Here is a 17,973-nt window from a genome sequence, read left to right on the forward strand (position 1 = left end):
CGTTGTTACGAGGGGAGTGTTACCGGCGTTACTGATGCGATTCAGCGCTGCGGCGGGCTTGATTCGGAGGAATTTTGTCCGACAAAAACAAGATGTCCGTCAGGGGATTTGTGTCAGGCGTGGGGAATGCGTTCGAGGCCGACGAACGGGCAGGCGGCGAGCAGGTCGTTGAGGGTGCGGCCATCGGGCAGGCGCAGATCCTGCGGGGCCAGTTCAGCGAGGGGATAGAGGACGAACGCACGTTCCTGAATTTGATAGTGCGGGACTTTCAGCCGTGGCTCGTCGATCAGCCTATCACCGAACAGCAGAATATCCAGATCCAGGGTGCGCGGCCCCCAGCGCTCCAGACGTTCGCGGCCCTGATCGTTCTCGATGGCTTGCAAGGCATCGAGCAGTTCCAGCGGCGCCATATTGCTCTCGAGCGCTGCAACCGCGTTGGTATAACGCGGTTGGCCCGGCAGCAACGAGTCGCTTTGGTAGAAGGCTGAAACGCCGGCCAGCGTGGTCAGCGACAATTGCCCCAACGCCTCGACGGCGCTGCGCAATTGTTCGGCTGGGTCAGCGAGGTTGCTGCCCATGCCGATGTAGATACGTTCCATGCCTTACTCGCCCGATGCGCTCGGAGCACCGGCGGTGCGTTTGCGCTTGGAACCGCTGCTGCGGCGACGCTTGCGCGGAGCACCGCTGGCGTCATCACCTTTGCCGCTCAGATCACGGATCATGTCGCGACGCTCGCTGTCGTTGGCGTCCTGATAATCGGTCCACCATTCGCCCAGGCCATCGGTCTGCTCGCCAGCGCTTTCACGCAACAGCAGGAAGTCGTAACCGGCGCGGAAACGTGGATTGTCCAGCAGCAGATCGGCACGTTTGCCGCTGCGCCGTGGCAGGCGTTCCTGCATGTCCCAGATTTCGCGGATCGGCATGGTGAAGCGCTTCGGAATCGCAATGCGCTGGCACTGTTCGGCAATCAGTTCGTGCGCCGCTTCCTGCATGGCCGGAATCGGCGGCATGCCACGTTCTTGCAGACGCAACACACGGGCCGGCAGGGCAGGCCAGAGCATGGCGGCAAACAGGAACGCCGGGGTTACCGGTTTGTTCTGCTTGATCCGCAGATCGGTGTTGGTCAGCGCTTCACTGATCAGCGTGTGGGTGTATTCCGGGTTGTGTTCCAGTGCGTCGGCACTGGCCGGGAACAGCGGGGCGAACAGCTGCAGATCGACCAGCATTTCGAAGGTAATCGCGCCGTGGCCGGAGAGAAACAGCTTGAGTACTTCTTCGAACAGGCGTGCCGACGGAATCTCGCGCAGCATCGGCGCCAGTTCACGGATCGGCTGGACGGTGTGCTTCTCGATGCCGAAATTGAGCTTGGCGGCGAAACGCACGGCTCGCAGCATGCGCACCGGGTCTTCCTGATAGCGCTGCTTCGGGTCGCCGATCAGACGAATCAGATGATTGCGGATGTCGTGTACGCCATTGGCGTAATCGAGAATGCGCTCGCTGACCGGATCGTAATACAGGGCGTTGATGGTGAAGTCGCGGCGTTGCGCGTCTTCTTCCAGGGTGCCGTAGACGTTGTCGCGCAGAATTCGCCCGCTTTCGTTACGCGAAGACTGGTTGCTGTCTTCGTCGTCTTCGTTTAGCGGGTGATTGGCGCGGAAGGTCGCGACTTCGATGATTTCGCGACCGAAGTGGATATGAACCAGTTTGAAGCGACGTCCGATGATTCGCGCATTGCGGAATTCGGCACGGACTTGCTCAGGGGTGGCGCTGGTGGCGACGTCGAAATCCTTGGGCGTGATGCCCAACAGCATGTCACGCACGCAACCGCCGACCAGATAGGCCTGGTAACCGGCGCCCTGCAAGCGTTCGACGATATTGACCGCGTAGCGGCTGAACTGCGTTTTCTGCAGCGAATGTTGGCCGCTGTTGAGCACTTCAGGGGTGCTGCGGATGTGTTGCGTACGACGCACGGGAGCTCGGAATGACTGGAACAACTTCTTCAGCATGGGATGCACTGTTTGAAGGAATGTTCGGCCAAACCAAAGAATGACCGCATGATGGGCGCAGATTCTAGCATTTAGTCGGGGGATGGTGTAGGACGCAGCCGTTTTACGCTGCAAGCCGCGGGCTACAGGCGTCGAGCCTTGAAAATGTGGGGAGTTTTGCCGGGAGGGAGAAACTACAAGGGGAGCCGAAGCTCCCCAAGAAGTAGTTGCGTGCTCTTTTTATTATTGATTCGGGCTTCTTGTTTTTGTTGAGTGCCCTCGCCATGAAGCTTTTCCTTCATGACCCTCCCAATCGGGAGCCAAGAGCAAACGGATTGCTTTGGTCGCTGAATTGCAGTGATCTCTCGATCCAACCAGTACAGGCTCTGTCTTAGGACAGTTTTTGTTGTTCTCGGCCTGGTCGTGGGGCAAGCCCCAAATACAACGCCTCTCCAAAAGAATCAGTTAGCTGCGCCTCTCGCCGTCTTGTTTTTATTGTGCGTGAGTCGATTCGTCTTATTTTTATTGTCTTGTGCATTGCTTGTTATTGTTCTTGTACCAAACATATAGCAGGTGCCGTGCCAACTTTTGTGAAGGCCAATAAAACAAGGGGTTAGGTCGATATAACCGTTTTAGAGGGGCGAAAAAAAGCCGGGGTTTCGTTACCGATAACCCCGGCTTCTGTTACGTGGAAAGGCTGAGGTAACAGTTTTTTCACATCTTCATGCGTTACCCGCACACTCGACAGGTAACGTTCAGCTCTCGCTGGCGACCCCGGTCTTGCGCCGTGGGATGCCCAAGCGCTGACGGCGTTCCCACAGGCATTTACGGCTGACGCCCAGTTTGCGCGCCAGTTCGGTCTCGGTCATGTGGTCCTGATGCTCAAGCACGAAGTGCTGGAAGTAGTCTTCCAGCGACAGATCTTCGGTCGGTTCATGGCTGCTGTTGCTGCTGTTACCCGCCGTCTGTGGCGGCAGACCAATGAATTCGTCGTCTTCCAGATCGCTCAGCTCGATATCGATGCCCAGCAGGTCGGCGGAGATTTCCGGGCTCTCGCTGAGGATCACCGCGCGCTCGACGGCGTTTTCCAGTTCTCGCACGTTACCCGGCCAGGAATAGTGACGGATCGCCTGTTCGGCATCCGCGGCAAATTTCAGGTCGGTACGGTTGATGCGCGCACTCTGGCGGGCGAGGAAAGCATTGGCGATTTCGTTGACGTCGGCGCCACGCTCGCGCAGGGCCGGCAGTTTCAACGCGATCACGTGCAGACGGTAATAAAGGTCTTCACGGAACTGGCCGATTTTCGCCAGGCTCTTCAGGTCGCGGTGGGTCGCGGCGATCAAACGCACATCGACCTTCTGCGACTGCACCGAACCAACGCGGCGAATCTCGCCTTCCTGCAATACACGCAGCAGGCGAGCCTGGGCTTCCAGCGGCAATTCGCCGATCTCATCGAGGAATAGCGTGCCACCGTCCGCCGCTTCCACCAGACCGGCACGCCCGGCGCTGGCGCCAGTGAACGCGCCTTTCTCGTGGCCGAACAGTTCGGACTCGATCAGGCTTTCCGGGATGGCCGCGCAGTTCACCGAGATCATCGGCGCCTTGGCGCGTTTCGACAGGTTGTGCAGGGCGCGGGCAACCAGCTCTTTACCCGTGCCGGATTCGCCCTGAATCAGAACATTGGAATCGGTCGGCGCCACTTTGCGGATCTTGCTGTACAGGTCCTGCATCGGTGGACAGGAGCCGATGATGCCGATTTCGCCGTTGCTGTTGTCGACGGCGGCTTTGCCGCTGCCATTGGCGGTTTTACCGGTAACAACTTCGCCGGCAGCAGGCGCCGACTGACGGTCTCGCAGAATCCGCGCGACAGCCTGAAGCATTTCATCGTGGTCGAAAGGCTTGGCGATATAGTCCACCGCGCCCATCTTCATCGAGTCGACCGCCGAGCGCAGGCTGGCGTAACTGGTCATGATCAGCACCGGCGTGCCCTGGCCAAGCTTGATCAGCTCGGTACCCGGCGCACCCGGCAGGCGCAGATCGCTGACGATCAGATCGAACGTAGGAATGGTGAAGCGTTCTTGTGCTTCCTGCACTGAACCGGCTTCGCTGACCTGGTACTGGTTACGTTCCAGCAGGCGGCGCAAGGCGGAGCGGATAATTGTTTCGTCTTCGACGATCAAAATGTGCGGCATTGATTCGATACTCTCGACGGTCTCAGTTCACAGCGGACGTCGCTTCGACATGACGCGGTAAGGTCACCCGGATACGGGTGCCGCGTTGGCTTTGTACATCAGCCGGGCTGTCGATGGTGATTTGTCCATAATGCTCTTCAACGATGGAATAGACCAGTGCAAGGCCCAGACCGGTGCCTTCGCCAGGATCCTTGGTGGTGAAGAAGGGTTCGAACAATCGGTCCATGATGTTCTTCGGAATACCACTGCCTTCGTCCTCGACGATCAGATCGACCGTGTGTTCGCCGGCTTCGCTCTTGACCCGCACCGCACTGCCCGCAGGCGACGCGTCACGGGCGTTGGAGAGCAGATTGATGAGGACCTGGGCGAGTCGCTGCGGATCACCTTCGACCCAGTGATCCGGATCGCACAGGTTGTAGAACTGCACTTCGAAATTGCGTCGGTTCAGGGCCAGCAGGCCGATGGCGTCCTGGGCCACTTCCGCCAGACAAACGGGCTCGTCGCTGTGCTGATGGCTGCCGGCATGGGCAAAACTCATCAGCGACTGAACGATACGTGACACGCGTTTGGTCTGTTCGAGGATCTGCCCGCTGATTTCCGTCAGCTCGCCATCGTCTTCGCGTTCTTCGCGCAGGTTCTGCGCCAGACAGGCGATGCCGGTGATCGGGTTACCGATTTCGTGGGCCACACCGGCCGCAAGACGACCGATGCTCGCCAGGCGCTCGGAGTGCACCAATTTGTCTTCGAGCATCTGGGTTTCAGTCAGATCTTCCACCAGCAACACCAAACCACTGTTACCCGGCGCCAAGGGCTCGTCGATTGCGGCTTTGTGCAGGTTCAGCCAGCGGGTCTGGCCATCGAGCGCCAGGTGCTGTTTGTGCAAATGCTCGTCAGGCAAGTTGATGAAGCCTTGCAGCAATTCTTTCCACGGATTGCCGATGGTGCTCAGGCGGGAACCGACCACCCGTTGCGCGGCGATCCCGGTCAGCTCCTCCATGGCCTTGTTCCACATCAGGATCTCTTGATCCTTGGCCAGCGAGCAGACGCCCATCGGCAATTCCTGCAGGGTCTGGCGGTGGTAGCGGCGCAGGGCGTCGAGCTCGGCGGCCAGACCTGTGAGGCGCGAGTGGTAATCCTCGAGGCGGCTTTCGATGAAGTGAATGTCTTCGGTGACATAGTTTTCGCCGCCGGCCTTGTACGGCAGGAAGGTTTCGACCATGTCCTGCGCCACACTTGGGCCCATCAGCCCGGAAAGGTTGGCTTCGATACGGTCGCGCAGACGGCGCAAGGCGTAAGGGCGGCGTTCATCGAATGGCAAATAAAGGTCACGCAGCGCCTGTTCGACTTCTTTCTGCGCAGCCTTGGCACCCAGTGGTTTGGCCAGTTGCGTGGCGAATTCCTGTGGCGAGGCAGCGTGCAGTTCCCGGCGTTGCGGGCGGCGCACGTTATCCACCGCGCAGGCTTCGGCGGCGCTGGCTTCTTCGGGACTGGCGTTGGTGAACAGCGAAATCAGGGTGAACATCAATACGTTGGCGGCCAGTGACGCGATGGCAGCCATGTGCCAACTGGTGTCGTCCAGCACGTAAATCATGTTCAGCAGCGGAATGTAGAAACCCTGCAGATTGCCGACCAGCGGCAACAGCATGGTGATCACCCAGACCAGAATCCCGGCCAGCAGACCGGCAATAAAGCCGCGACGGTTGGCGGTCGGCCAGTACAGCACCGACAGCACGCCCGGCAGGAATTGCAGGGTCGCTACGAAGGCCACGATGCCCAGGTTGGCCAGATCCTGCCCGGCGCCGAGCAGCAGATAGAAGCAGAAACCAGCCATGATGATCGCGACGATCAGCGCCCGGCGCGTCCACTTCAGCCAGCGGTAGATATTGCCTTCGGCCGGTGGCTGATAAAGCGGCAGCACCAGGTGGTTCAGGGCCATGCCCGACAACGCCAGGGTGGTGACGATGATCAAGCCGCTGGCCGCCGACAGGCCACCAACGTAGGCGAGCAATGCCAAAGGCTTGCTGTTGGCGGCAATGCCGATGCCGAGGGTGAAGTATTCCGGATCGGTCGTGGCACCAAGCTTGAGGCCGGCCCACAGGATCAGCGGCACCGCCAGACTCATCAACAACAGGAACAGCGGCAGGCCCCAACTGGCACTCACCAGTGAGCGCGGGTTGAGGTTCTCGGTAAAGGTCATGTGATACATGTGCGGCATCACGATCGCCGAGGCGAAGAACACCAGCAGCAACGTGCGCCACGGGCCTTCCTGCAACGGCGTGTGCAATGCGGCGAGGGCGGTCTGGTTTTGCAGCAGCCAGAGTTCCAGCTGTTGCGGGCCGTCGAACACGCCATAGAGGGCGTACAGGCCAACGCCGCCGAGGGCGATCAGTTTGATCACCGACTCAAAGGCAATCGCGAACACCAGCCCTTCGTGTTTCTCGCGGGTGGCGATGTGGCGCGAGCCAAAGAAGATCGTGAACAGAATGATCAACGCACAGAATGCCAGCGCCACGCGGCTTTGAATCGGTTCACCGGTGAGAATGCCGATGGAGTCGGCCACTGCCTGAATCTGTAATGCCAGCAGCGGCAAGACGCCGATCAGCATGAAAATCGTGGTCAGTGCCCCGGCCCAAGTGCTGCGAAAACGGAACGCAAACAGATCCGCCAACGACGACAGTTGATAGGTGCGGGTGATTTTCAGAATTGGATAGAGCAACACCGGCGCCAGCAGAAACGCGCCGGACACCCCGAGATAACTGGAGAGAAAGCCGTAGCCGTACTGATAGGCCAGGCCAACCGTGCCGTAGAACGCCCAGGCACTGGCATAGACCCCCAGCGACAGGGTGTAAGTCAACGGGTGGCGAATGATCGCCCGGGGGATCATGCCCCGTTCGCTGATCCAGGCTACGCCGAACAGCACCGCCAGGTAGGCGGCGCTGACCAGGATCATCTGGGTCAGGCTAAAGCTCATCGGCATCTTTTTGGCTCTGCAGGATGAAGGTCACGACAATCAGGATCAGCCAGAGCAGATAGGGGCGATACCAGGCGCCCGTAGCGTCGATCCACCAATCCATGATGGCGGGAGAAAACAGATAGATCCCCACGACCAAAAGCAGGACCAAGCGATAGATGTACATCCCGGCCTCTCTTTTTTATGCGCGTGCCCGAAAACGTGCGGCGATGGTAACGGATGGCGGCGCGACTGCAAGTGTCGTCATAGCAGTTGCGCTTCGGGCAGGGTCAGTGTGCGCGGGATCTTGCTGGCATCCCAATGGGCGCTGCCCCAGTTGAGCAGTTCCTGCGGCGATGCATGTGCCAGTTCGGCGCCGGGGTTTTGCCCCAGTGCGCGCAAGGCCCGCAGCAGCAACGGCGTGGCTTGGTCGGCTTCCAGCGGCGGCGAGCGGTAGGACTTGCCGAGCTTGTTGCCGTCCGGCTGGGTGATCAACGGCAGGTGCAGATAACGCGGCTGACGCAGGCCCAACAGTTCTTGCAGATAGAGCTGGCGTGGCGTGGAGTCGAGCAGGTCGGCGCCGCGTACGATGTCGGTAACGCCTTGCCAGGCATCGTCGAGCACCACGGCCAATTGATAGGCATAGAGGCCGTCGCGACGGCGAATCACGAAATCGCCGACATCACGGCCCAAATGCTGTCGGTATTCGCCCTGCACCCGGTCGATGAAGTGGTATTCGAGTTCCGGCACGCGCAGGCGGATCGCCGCGTCCTGCTGGTCGTGTCCGGCATTGCGGCACAGCCCCGGATAAATCCCGTCATAGGGCTCCAGCTGTTTGCGCGAGCAGGTGCAGGCGTAGGCCAGGCCATGATTGAACAGGCTGTTGAGCACTTCGGCATACGCGTCGTGCCGATCACTTTGGCGCACCATCTCGCCGTCCCATTCGAAACCGTAGCTTTCCAGGGCCTTGAGGATCGCCGCTTGTGCACCGGGTTCTTCACGGGGCGGGTCGAGATCTTCCATGCGCACCAGCCAACGTCCGCCAACCGAACGTGCATCAAGATAAGAGGCGAGGGCGGCAACCAGCGAACCGAAGTGCAGGTGGCCACTTGGGGTTGGGGCGAAACGGCCGATGTAGGCGGGGGATGTCTTGGCAGTCATTGGGCGAAACTACTTTTCAGGGCGTGCGCAGGTCAACTTGTAGGAGTGAGCCTGCTCGCGATAGCAGTGTGACAATCAACATCATTATTGACTGATCTACCGTGATCGCGAGCAGGCTCACTCCTACACAGGCAAAAGGCAGAAACAAAAACGGAGCGTTCGCACGCTCCGTTTTTCGTTCAGGTCGAGATTACTTGCCGACCTGCTTTTCCTTGATTTCAGCGAGGTTCTTGCAGTCGACGCACATGTCGGCTGTCGGGCGGGCTTCGAGGCGCTTGACGCCGATCTCGATGCCGCAGGAATCACACCATCCGTATTCGCCGTCTTCGATCAGTTGCAGAGTCTTGTCGATCTTCTTGATCAGCTTGCGCTCGCGATCACGGGCGCGCAGTTCGAGGGCGAACTCTTCTTCCTGACTGGCACGGTCGGCCGGGTCGGGGAAGTTGGCTGCTTCGTCCTTCATGTGATCAACAGTGCGGTCGACTTCCTGCATCAAGTCCAGTTTCCACTTGGTCAGGATCTTGGTGAAGTGCGCGCGCATGGGCTTGCCCATGTACTCTTCGTCTTTGGCCTGAACATAAGGTTCGAAGCCACTGATCGCTGTTTGCTGCTGTTGCTTTGCTTGGGTGGGCATGAAATGGACCGCCTCTACTCTTGTAATCCATTGCGCAGGATTGCTCCATCACCGACACCTGCCGGCCCTGCGGCTGCAAGCGGGCGAACTTACCAGATCAATTCGGCCCGCGCTACTCCCGGATGTCGAGGCCCCGGCGGGTGGCGCTTGCAAATGTTTGGCAAGCCGTGTCTGGCGGTGTGTGAGACCTGTTCAATCACTGATTTTAGTCAATCCTGGAGGGTACGCGTGTGTCATTACATTCCAGAGTTCTTGAGGCTGTGACCGCTACGGGTTCTCGCTCGTTCCGGCAGATGGGTAGAATCGTTTCTTTTCTCCCGTCGAAGGAAGGCCAATGGCTCAGCCCTACAGTGCGCGCAGTCGTGCGATCGAACCGTTCCATGTGATGGCGCTGCTGGCGCGGGCCAACGAGCTGCAGGCTGAAGGCCACGATGTGATCCACCTGGAAATCGGCGAGCCAGACTTCACCACGGCCGAGCCGATCATTCGTGCCGGGCACGCGGCGCTGACGGCGGGCAAGACCCGTTACACCGCGGCGCGCGGTATTCCTGAACTGCGCGAGGCGATTTCCGGGTTTTATCAATCGCGCTATGGCCTGAATATCGACCCACGGCGGATTCTGATCACTCCGGGCGGCTCCGGCGCCTTGTTGCTCGCCAGCGCGTTGTTGGTCGATCCCGGCAAACACTGGCTGTTGGCAGACCCGGGCTATCCGTGCAACCGGCACTTCTTGCGCCTGGTCGAAGGCGCGGCGCAGCTGGTTCCTGTAGGGCCTGACGTGCGTTATCAACTGACCCCAGATCTGGTCGAGCGCCATTGGGATAACGACAGCGTCGGTGCATTGGTGGCCTCGCCGGCCAACCCGACCGGCACGATCCTGACCCGAGATGAGCTGGCCGGGTTATCCACAGCCATCAAGGCGCGGCACGGGCATCTGGTGGTGGACGAGATCTATCACGGCCTGACTTACGGCACCGACGCGGCGAGTGTGCTGGAAGTCGATGACAGCGCTTTTGTCCTCAACAGTTTCTCCAAATACTTCGGCATGACGGGGTGGCGTCTCGGCTGGCTGGTAGCCCCGGATGCGGCGGTCAGTGAGCTGGAGAAACTCGCGCAGAACCTTTACATCAGCGCGCCGAGCATGGCCCAGTACGCCGCGCTGGCCTGTTTCGAGCCGGACACCATTGCGATTCTCGAAGAGCGCCGCGCCGAGTTCGGACGTCGTCGTGACTTTCTCCTTCCGGCATTGCGCGAGTTGGGGTTCAACATCGCCGTTGAGCCCGAAGGTGCTTTCTATTTGTATGCAGATATCAGCCGGTTCGGCGGTGATGCCTTCGCGTTCTGTCGTCATTTCCTCGAAACCGAGCACGTCGCGTTTACCCCTGGTCTGGATTTCGGTCGCTATCAGGCCAGTCACCATGTTCGTTTTGCCTACACGCAAAACCTCCCGCGCCTACAGGAAGCAGTCGAGCGAATCGCCCGTGGCTTGAAGAGTTGGCAAGGCTGATGCGCTTTTATCCTCCTCTGGAAGAGGCGCGGCTGATTCGACGTTACAAGCGTTTTCTCGCCGATATCGAAACCGTTGGCGGCGAGATGCTGACCATTCACTGCCCGAACACTGGTTCGATGCTCAACTGTCAGGTCGAGGGTGGGCAGGTCTGGTTCAGTCGCTCCAACGACCCGAAGCGCAAGTTGCCCGGCACCTGGGAAATCGGCGAAACCCCACAGGGTCGGTTGTTTTGCGTGAACACCGGGCGCGCCAACGGGCTGGTGGAAGAAGCCTTGCAGGCCGGTGTCATCACCGAGTTGAACGGGTTTACCGCGTTGAAGCGCGAAGTGGCTTACGGACAGGAAAAAAGCCGCATCGATTTCCGCCTCGAATACCCCAGCGGCCCCGCTTATGTAGAAGTGAAAAGCGTCACTCTGGGCTTCGATGGCACGGCAGTGGCGGCGTTTCCCGATGCCGTGACCCAGCGCGGTGCCAAGCATCTGCGCGAGCTGGCGCATCTGGCGCGGGACGGGATTCGCGCGGTGCAGTTGTATTGCGTCAATCTCACCGGGATTGAAGCGGTGCGTCCTGCGGTGGAAATCGATTCGGCCTACGCCGATGCCCTGCGCGAAGCGGTGGCCTGTGGCGTTGAAGTCCTGGCTTACGGCGTTCGGCTTAACCATGAAGAGATGGTGATCGACCGGCGACTCGACGTATTGCTCAACGGTTAAACATCGATCCACACGCCCTGTGCATCTTCGCGGCAATCTATAGTCGTCAGCGCCTGCCCGGCGCAGGGCCCGGAAACGCACTCGCCGTCCTCGATCAGAAACAGTGCGCCGTGGGTGGCGCACTGGATCAGGCTGTTGCTCGGGTCGAGAAACTGGTTCGGGTGCCATTCCAGACCCACACCGCGATGCGGGCAGCGATTCAGGTAGACATACGCCTGACCGTTGCGGCGCACGGCAAACAGCTTTTTACCATCAATATCAAAACCGCGACTGCCGGCCTCGGCCAGATCGGCGCTCGCGCACAGAAACTTCATGGCTATCCTCTAAAGTCGGCTCGTGACCGGATATGTCCGAGCTTGACGTTTAAATGCAAACAATTATCAAATGGCGGCCTTCACCCGCAGGCGCCTGCCAGATGCCGAGGATACTTGGCCTGTCATCCCTACGCCCGGGAAACCTTGTTCAAGGAAGCTGTGTATGCGCCTGAGTACCCGCGTTGTGAAAACCCTGTCTGACGGTTTCTACCCAGCCAAGAGTGGCCAATGACCACACTGCTCAAACCTCGTGGCCTGTTCATCGGCCTGACACTCCTGTGTCTGCTGGCAATCTGGTTGTCGCTGGCGCTGGGGCCGGTCAGCCTGCCGTTGTTCGATACGTTGCGTGCGGCGTTGCGCCTGATTGGCGTACCGCTGGCTCCGGAAGGGCTGGAGCAGGCTGAGCTGATTCTCGGACAGATTCGTCTGCCGCGAACGTTGCTCGGGTTGGCGGTCGGCGGTGTACTGGCCTTGTCCGGTGTGGCGATGCAGGGATTGTTTCGTAATCCTTTGGCGGATCCGGGGCTGGTCGGGGTTTCCAGTGGCGCGGCGTTGGGCGCGGCAATTGCGATTGTCGGCGGCTCGTTTTTTGGCGGTTTACCGGAATGGTTCGGGCCTTATTTGTTATCGGTGTGCGCGTTCCTCGGTGGGCTAGGGGTGACGGCGCTGGTTTATCGACTCGGCCGGCACAACGGGCAAACCAATGTCGCGACGATGTTACTGGCGGGGATCGCGCTGACCGCGCTGGCCAGTTCGGCGGTCGGACTGTTCACTTATCTGGCGGACGACGCGACCCTGCGCACGCTGACCTTCTGGAACCTCGGCAGTCTCAATGGCGCCAGTTATGCGCGGTTGTGGCCATTGCTGATCATCAGCGCCGGCGTTGCCCTGTGGTTGCCGCGCCGGGCGAAAGCGCTGAATGCCTTGCTGCTCGGCGAGTCCGAGGCCGGGCATTTGGGGGTTGATGTCGAACGGCTCAAGCGTGAACTGGTGTTTTGTACGGCGCTGGGTGTCGGCGCGGCAGTGGCTGCTGCGGGGATGATCGGCTTCGTTGGACTGGTGGTGCCGCATCTGGTGCGCTTGCTCGCAGGTCCCGATCATCGAGTATTGCTGCCGGCCTCGGTGTTGGCCGGGGCTAGTCTGTTGTTGCTGGCTGATCTGGTGGCGCGTCTGGCGCTGGCGCCGGCGGAATTGCCGATCGGGATCGTCACGGCGTTTATCGGCGCGCCGTTCTTCCTTTATTTGCTGCTGCGAGGGCGTGCCTGATGTTGCGTGCGCAAAATCTGCATATCCGTCGCGGCCGCAAGACCGTTCTCAGCGAGGTCACCCTGCAACTCGAACCGGGCGAAGTGCTCGGCGTGCTGGGGCCGAACGGCGCCGGTAAAAGTACTTTGCTTGGTGCCTTATGCGGTGAACTGGCGCCAAGTGAAGGCGAGGTCTCGCTTGATGGCCAGTCGTTGGCACATTGGACGGGCACGCAACGCGCTCGACGATTGGCCGTGTTACCGCAGGTTTCGACCCTGAATTTCGCCTTTCGCGTTGAAGAGGTGGTCGGCATGGGGCGTTTGCCTTATCAAAGCGGTCGAGTGCGTGATGACGAGATTGTCGCCGCAGCATTGGCGGCGGCGGATGCCGGGCATCTGAGCGGGCGCAGCTATCTGGCATTGTCGGGCGGTGAGCGCCAGCGCGTGCATCTGGCGCGGGTGCTGGCGCAACTCTGGCCGGGGCAGGTCGGGCAGACATTGCTGCTGGATGAGCCGACGTCGATGCTTGATCCGCTGCATCAACACACGACTTTGCAGGCCGTATGCGAGTTTGCCGATCGCGGCGCGGCAGTGATGGTGATCCTGCATGATCTGAATCTGGCTGCGCGTTATTGTGATCGCGTGTTGCTGCTTGAGGGCGGGCGACCGGTTGCGCTGGACACGCCGCAGCAAGTGTTGCGGCCGGACACGCTCAAAGCCGTGTTCGGTCTCGAAGTATTGGTGCAGCCGCACCCGGAGCGTGGGCATCCGCTGATCATCGCCCGCTGACTTTCTCATTGAGGTGATTGCATGCGAGGAATGTGGCTGTTGGCGGTGTTGTTGCTCGCGGGGTGTCAGCATGTTGCCGCGCCACCGCCAGTCAGTGGCGAGATTCGTGACCTGCACAGCGGTCAGGTGCTGACCGCGCAGCAACTGCTCACACGTCTTGCTGAACCGCAGCGGCTGATCATCGGCGAGCAGCATGACAACGCCGATCACCACGCCGCGCAGTTATGGCTTTTGCAGTCTCTTGGCAAACAGCGGTCGCAAGGCAGCCTGTTGTTGGAAATGCTCACGCCGGATCAGCAGCCGAAGGTTGATGCGCTACGCCAGTCTGCGTCTCAGCCCGACAACCTTCCTGACGCATTGGCCTGGCAGGAGGGTTGGGACTGGAGTCTCTATGGGCCGATTGTTCGCTTCGCCCTCACACAGCCGTATCCGTTGCTGGCGGCGAATCTGGATAACAACGAAATCCGCAGCTTTTATCGCAATCCATCCGTTATGCCGGGGGAGCGCAGCAATGCTCAATCGGTGAAAACTGTTTTGCTGGAGCAGATCAGCGATTCCCACTGTGGCCTGCTGCCTGAGTCGCAGATGCCGGCGATGCTGGCGGTTCAGCAACAACGCGATCGGCGCATGGCCGAGCGTTTATTGGATGCGCCCACACCGTCGTTGCTGCTGGCGGGTGCCTGGCATGCACGCAAGGATGTCGGGGTGCCGCTGCATGTTGTGGATCTGGGCGCTACCCAGGCTCCTGCAGTGCTGATGCTGGCGGAGCAGGGCGCCGAGGTTACGGCGGCGATGGCCGATTACGTCTGGTACACCCCGGCCATGCCCAAGCGTGATTACTGCGAAGAAATGCGCAAACAGTTCGGCAAGTGACTTTTCCACAGGCAAAAAAAGACCCGGTAAAAACCGGGTCAAATAACCGTGATTAGCCTGATGAGGAGATAATCTGAGAGTCCGAACCAAGGGCTTTTCAGAATATCGACTGATCTCGCGACCAGTTGTGATAATCATAGCGATTCTCATTACCGAGTCAACCTCTGTTTTTTCATTTGCCTGATTTAATCTCGGGATTGGCCGGAATGCCCCGGAAAACGGGGACTTAAAACTGGGTTTTGACCGCAGTCAGTTGAGTGATCTGGCCGTTGAGCTGGCTGATGCGCCGCGCCATGCTTTCGATCAGGCTGTGGGCAATCTTCGGATTGCTGCGGGTCATGCTCAAAAACTGATCACCGGGAATCAGCATCACCGTGCTCGAATCACGAGCAATTACTGTGGCATTTCGTGGCTCCCCGGTGAACACCGCCATGGCTCCAAAAATCTCATCCTTGGGCACTTCGCCGACCTTATGTCCATCGACAAAGGCTTCGGCATGCCCGTCGATGATGACAAACACGTGATCGGCGGCATCGCCTTGGTGGATCAGCACTTCACCGGCCTCGACCCGTTTGAAACCGTTGGTACTGCGAAACTCCCGCGGTTTCAGTTCGGCCACGGCGTGGGCGAGGAGTGCCATTTGGCCCAGCAGGTACTCGAGAAATTGGTTCGCCCGGTTGGCGTCAGCATACAAATGCCCGAACACATCGCTGCGGCGATAGGGCAACAAGCGCAACGGTCCTTCATTGCACAGACGGCAATCGACCCAAGCGTCACCCTGTTGTAGGCCGATCAAGTCACCTTCCTGCCAATAGAACAGTGCTCGTACACCGATGTACCCGTTGATTACGCCTTCCGTCAGCAGAAACAACTGATCGCCGGGCAACTGCGCCATCAAGTCATCGGTCGTCTCCAGTTCAATCACCGGGCCGCACGGCACGAGGTCTTCCAGCCACTGCGCAGGAAAATTCTGCAAACGGTTGATCACTGAGTCGGCAAATGCCGATTGTTCCCCAAGCAGGTACATGACGGTCAGCGCCCGTTCAGTTCTTGTGACGTGAGGAAATGGCTTCGAGTTGCTTGTTCAAGGCGTCCTTGCGCTCGGCGGGGATGTCGTTCCAGTGAACATCCATCAATGCGCCTTCGATCGCATACAACAACACCTTCGATGCGCGAAACCCGCGGGTACGCACGGCCCGGTAGGCGTCCACCGCGCCCAGGCGACGCAAGTCCGAGGCGCTGTGGATACCCACGGCATGCAGCCATTGCGCCGACGTCTTGCCAAGATTCTTCAGGTGTTGCAGTTCATCATTCATCAAGCCTCCTTGCGACGGCCGAATGGTGCGTGGGGCGAGCTTCTCAGGAGTGTAGCCATCAGTAGGAAAAGCGTGGTTGTTTGGTCGGATTCAACGCAAACGCTTCTAAGAACGGTCGCAATTTTCAGCAGGATAGGCGGGCGGGGAGGGATGCCATGGCGCGGGAAAAATCCGCACAGCAAGCAGTCCAGCGCAAAGCGGGGGCGCTGGACACATCAGGCAGAAGCGCTTAGCGAGTGCGATAACGCAGGCGTGTACCGAAGTTCATCGACATCAGAATCTCGTCAGCGCTCAGCTCCGGCGGAAAGTACGCACCGGAAATCTGTGCGTGGGCCAAGCTTGCACCTTCCAGCGATGCGTTGCGGAAATCAATGCCACGCAAATCGGCGGAACGGAAATACGCGTCCCGGAAATCCACGCCATCGGCGTTCAGTTCACGCAGGTCGAGGCCACGGAAGTCGCCGCCTACCATATCGATCGGTCCGTCTTGCGGGCGTTCCTTGTTGAAACCTGTGATGTCATCTTTGTGCAGCAAGGCATACAGCGGGGTGTCGAGAAGTTTCGGCTGGCTCATGTCACATCACCTGTTGGTTTTATGGCGCCAGTATAGTGCCACTATTTGGCAGCCGTGAAGCCAGCGAGGGCTTCACGGCTGAAATAGTTTCTTACAGGCCTGGCAGGCGTTGGCGGATTTGCGCGACCACGGTGTCCAGTGTGCCGGATTCATTGGTCTGCACGCGTTTGCTGCGCAGGATTTCTTCCGGCGTCAGCGCTTCGCGATTGGCCTGCTGAGCTTCGATCACTGCCAGCGTGGCGTCGGACGGATCCTGTTTGTCTGCCTGACGAATCGCCAGCCAGCTCTCGATCACCGCTTGCGGCGCGTTGCAGTCGAGAATCAGGAACGGCGTGCCGGTGGCTTCGGCGACTTGAGCCGCGCTGTCACGTTGCTCGCGCTTGAGGTAAGTGGCGTCAATCACCACCGGGAAACCGGCGTGCAGGATCACGTCAGCGATTTCATGCAGGCGCGCGTAGGTCTTGGCGCTGGCGTCGGCACTATAAATGCCGGCCTGTACATCATTGGCGACGGTTTGCTCGCCGAACAGACGCTTGCGCTCAACATCGGAGCGCAGGCGGATCGCCCCCAGCGCTTCGACCAGACGCATGGCCACGTGGCTCTTGCCGACAGCGGAAACGCCGTGGGTGATCGCCATGAAGCGCGAAGGAATGGTGCTGTAGCTTTCCGCCAGGTTGGCGTAGTTGCGGTACTGGCGCAGGGTGGTGGCGCGCTGCACCGGGGTCGCGTCTGCCGGCATGCTGAACAGCGCTACTTTTGCGCGAACCAGTGCGCGGTAGGCTTTATAGAAGTTCAGCACTTCCAGGCCTTGATAGTCGCCGGTCAGTTCCAGGTATTGGCTGATGAAGCGGCGGGCCAGGGATTTCAGGCCGCGATCTTCCAGGTCCATTGCCAGGAAACCGGTGTCGGCCCAGACGTCAGTGAAGCGGAACGGTTCGTTGAATTCGATGCAGTCGAAGATCACCACTTTGCCGTCAATGACAGTAGCGTTACCCAAGTGAATATCGCCGTGGCACTCGCGGGTGAAGCCTTCGGCCTTGCGCTGGGCGAACAGTGGCTTGAGACGCGCAAAGCTGCTTTCGGCCCAGGCTTTCAAGGCTTCAAGTTGCAGCAGGTCATTTTTGTCGCTGAGGAACGGCAGGATCTGTTCGAAGTTTTGCGATACCGGCGCCATCACGCTGTCCGGGGTGCCGGCGTCGTGCTCGGCCGGGACTTTCGGGGCGGTGAGGTGGAATCTGGCGATCTGCTCGGCCATTTCATCGATGTGCTGGGTGGTCAGCTCGCCATTGGCTTGCAAGGTGCTGAGCAAACCGGCCTGCGGGAACTGACGCATTTTCAGCACGTATTCGATAGCCGGGCCGTCGCCGCCCAGTTGTGGGGCTTCGACGCTGCCGGTGACAGGCAACACCTCCAGATACAAATCGTCGGTCAGGCGCTGGTTCAGACGCAGTTCTTCGCCGCAAAAGTGTCCGCGTTGTTCGAGATTGGTGAAGTCGAGGAAGCCGAAATTCACGGGCTTCTTCACTTTATAAGCAAAGGGACCGGTGAGGATCACCCACGAGATATGGGTTTCGATGACCTGGAACCCTTCGACGGGGTGCGGGTAGAGGGCCGGGTTTTGCAGGGCAGCGATCAGTGACTGGCTCACGGGCGATCCTTCAGAGACTGGGGGAAAATCGAGGTCGCCATTATGGCCGCTCGCCAGCCCGACGCAAACCTCG

Annotated in this window: 17 protein-coding genes; 5 read left to right on the forward strand and 12 right to left on the reverse strand. The window is 59.7% G+C overall.

Going from position 1 to position 17,973, the window contains the following annotated elements:
- Nucleotides 1-113 precede the first annotated feature (113 nt).
- From folK to dksA, 7 genes are all read right to left on the reverse strand, one after another.
- Entirely contained in the window at nt 114-599 is a 486-nt protein-coding gene (gene folK / locus IAI51_RS15350) for a 2-amino-4-hydroxy-6-hydroxymethyldihydropteridine diphosphokinase (protein WP_187679238.1), read from the reverse strand.
- A gap of 3 nt (nt 600-602) precedes the next feature.
- Nucleotides 603-2,006, reverse strand: coding sequence for a polynucleotide adenylyltransferase PcnB (locus IAI51_RS15355; protein WP_187679239.1), 1,404 nt, complete (start codon nt 2,004-2,006; stop codon nt 603-605).
- Nucleotides 2,007-2,740: 734 nt separating this feature from the next.
- Nucleotides 2,741-4,177, reverse strand: a complete 1,437-nt coding sequence (locus tag IAI51_RS15360) for a sigma-54-dependent transcriptional regulator (protein ID WP_187679240.1) — start codon at nt 4,175-4,177, stop codon at nt 2,741-2,743.
- A gap of 22 nt (nt 4,178-4,199) precedes the next feature.
- The gene (locus IAI51_RS15365; RefSeq protein ID WP_187679241.1) at nt 4,200-7,154 is read right to left on the reverse strand and encodes a sensor histidine kinase; all 2,955 of its coding nucleotides are present in this window, start codon (nt 7,152-7,154) and stop codon (nt 4,200-4,202) included.
- A complete protein-coding gene (locus tag IAI51_RS15370) occupies nt 7,138-7,314 on the reverse strand; it encodes a hypothetical protein (protein ID WP_003176118.1) in 177 nt (58 codons plus the stop codon). Before IAI51_RS15370 ends, IAI51_RS15365 begins: the two co-directional genes overlap by 17 nt.
- A gap of 77 nt (nt 7,315-7,391) precedes the next feature.
- On the reverse strand, nt 7,392-8,288 hold the full coding sequence (gene gluQRS, locus IAI51_RS15375; RefSeq protein WP_187679242.1) for a tRNA glutamyl-Q(34) synthetase GluQRS: 897 nt from the start codon (nt 8,286-8,288) through the stop codon (nt 7,392-7,394).
- A gap of 190 nt (nt 8,289-8,478) precedes the next feature.
- Nucleotides 8,479-8,922 (reverse strand): RNA polymerase-binding protein DksA, encoded by a 444-nt coding sequence (dksA, locus tag IAI51_RS15380; protein ID WP_007909922.1) that lies wholly within the window; start codon nt 8,920-8,922, stop codon nt 8,479-8,481.
- A 334-nt stretch (nt 8,923-9,256) separates the two neighbouring features.
- Here dksA and IAI51_RS15385 point away from each other — a divergent pair, with 334 nt between their 5' ends.
- Nucleotides 9,257-10,429, forward strand: coding sequence for a pyridoxal phosphate-dependent aminotransferase (locus IAI51_RS15385; protein ID WP_187679243.1), 1,173 nt, complete (start codon nt 9,257-9,259; stop codon nt 10,427-10,429).
- Complete coding sequence (gene sfsA, locus IAI51_RS15390; RefSeq protein ID WP_187679244.1) at nt 10,429-11,142, forward strand: DNA/RNA nuclease SfsA; 714 nt, start codon at nt 10,429-10,431, stop codon at nt 11,140-11,142. The genes IAI51_RS15385 and sfsA overlap by 1 nt, the downstream gene beginning before the upstream one ends.
- Here the strand turns inward: sfsA and IAI51_RS15395 are convergent.
- Nucleotides 11,139-11,456 carry a Rieske (2Fe-2S) protein gene (locus IAI51_RS15395; protein WP_187679245.1) on the reverse strand — a complete coding sequence of 106 codons (318 nt, stop codon included), beginning with the start codon at nt 11,454-11,456 and terminating at the stop codon, nt 11,139-11,141. The genes sfsA and IAI51_RS15395 overlap by 4 nt on opposite strands.
- 282 nt (nt 11,457-11,738) lie before the next feature.
- Here IAI51_RS15395 and IAI51_RS15400 point away from each other — a divergent pair, with 282 nt between their 5' ends.
- From IAI51_RS15400 to IAI51_RS15410, 3 genes are read left to right on the forward strand one after another with little or no spacing between them, the layout of a single operon-like run.
- On the forward strand, nt 11,739-12,722 hold the full coding sequence (locus IAI51_RS15400) for a FecCD family ABC transporter permease (RefSeq protein ID WP_187679260.1): 984 nt from the start codon (nt 11,739-11,741) through the stop codon (nt 12,720-12,722).
- Nucleotides 12,722-13,489, forward strand: coding sequence for a heme ABC transporter ATP-binding protein (locus IAI51_RS15405; protein ID WP_187679246.1), 768 nt, complete (start codon nt 12,722-12,724; stop codon nt 13,487-13,489). Before IAI51_RS15400 ends, IAI51_RS15405 begins: the two co-directional genes overlap by 1 nt.
- Before the next feature lie 21 nt (nt 13,490-13,510).
- Nucleotides 13,511-14,362, forward strand: coding sequence for a ChaN family lipoprotein (locus IAI51_RS15410; protein ID WP_187679247.1), 852 nt, complete (start codon nt 13,511-13,513; stop codon nt 14,360-14,362).
- A 226-nt stretch (nt 14,363-14,588) separates the two neighbouring features.
- Here IAI51_RS15410 and IAI51_RS15415 read toward each other — a convergent pair whose 3' ends face one another.
- The 4 genes from IAI51_RS15415 to IAI51_RS15430 form a co-directional block, all read right to left on the reverse strand.
- Complete coding sequence (locus IAI51_RS15415; RefSeq protein WP_187679248.1) at nt 14,589-15,389, reverse strand: Crp/Fnr family transcriptional regulator; 801 nt, start codon at nt 15,387-15,389, stop codon at nt 14,589-14,591.
- 16 nt (nt 15,390-15,405) lie between these two features.
- Complete coding sequence (locus tag IAI51_RS15420) at nt 15,406-15,678, reverse strand: TfoX/Sxy family protein (protein WP_003228231.1); 273 nt, start codon at nt 15,676-15,678, stop codon at nt 15,406-15,408.
- A gap of 229 nt (nt 15,679-15,907) precedes the next feature.
- A complete protein-coding gene (locus IAI51_RS15425; protein WP_007909940.1) occupies nt 15,908-16,252 on the reverse strand; it encodes a pentapeptide repeat-containing protein in 345 nt (114 codons plus the stop codon).
- A 91-nt stretch (nt 16,253-16,343) separates the two neighbouring features.
- Nucleotides 16,344-17,900, reverse strand: a complete 1,557-nt coding sequence (locus tag IAI51_RS15430; protein ID WP_187679249.1) for an AAA family ATPase — start codon at nt 17,898-17,900, stop codon at nt 16,344-16,346.
- Nucleotides 17,901-17,973 lie beyond the last annotated feature (73 nt).

The sequence above is a fragment of the Pseudomonas sp. N40(2020) genome (assembly GCF_014472415.1).
In the GTDB taxonomy this organism is placed as follows: Bacteria; Pseudomonadota; Gammaproteobacteria; order Pseudomonadales; family Pseudomonadaceae; genus Aquipseudomonas.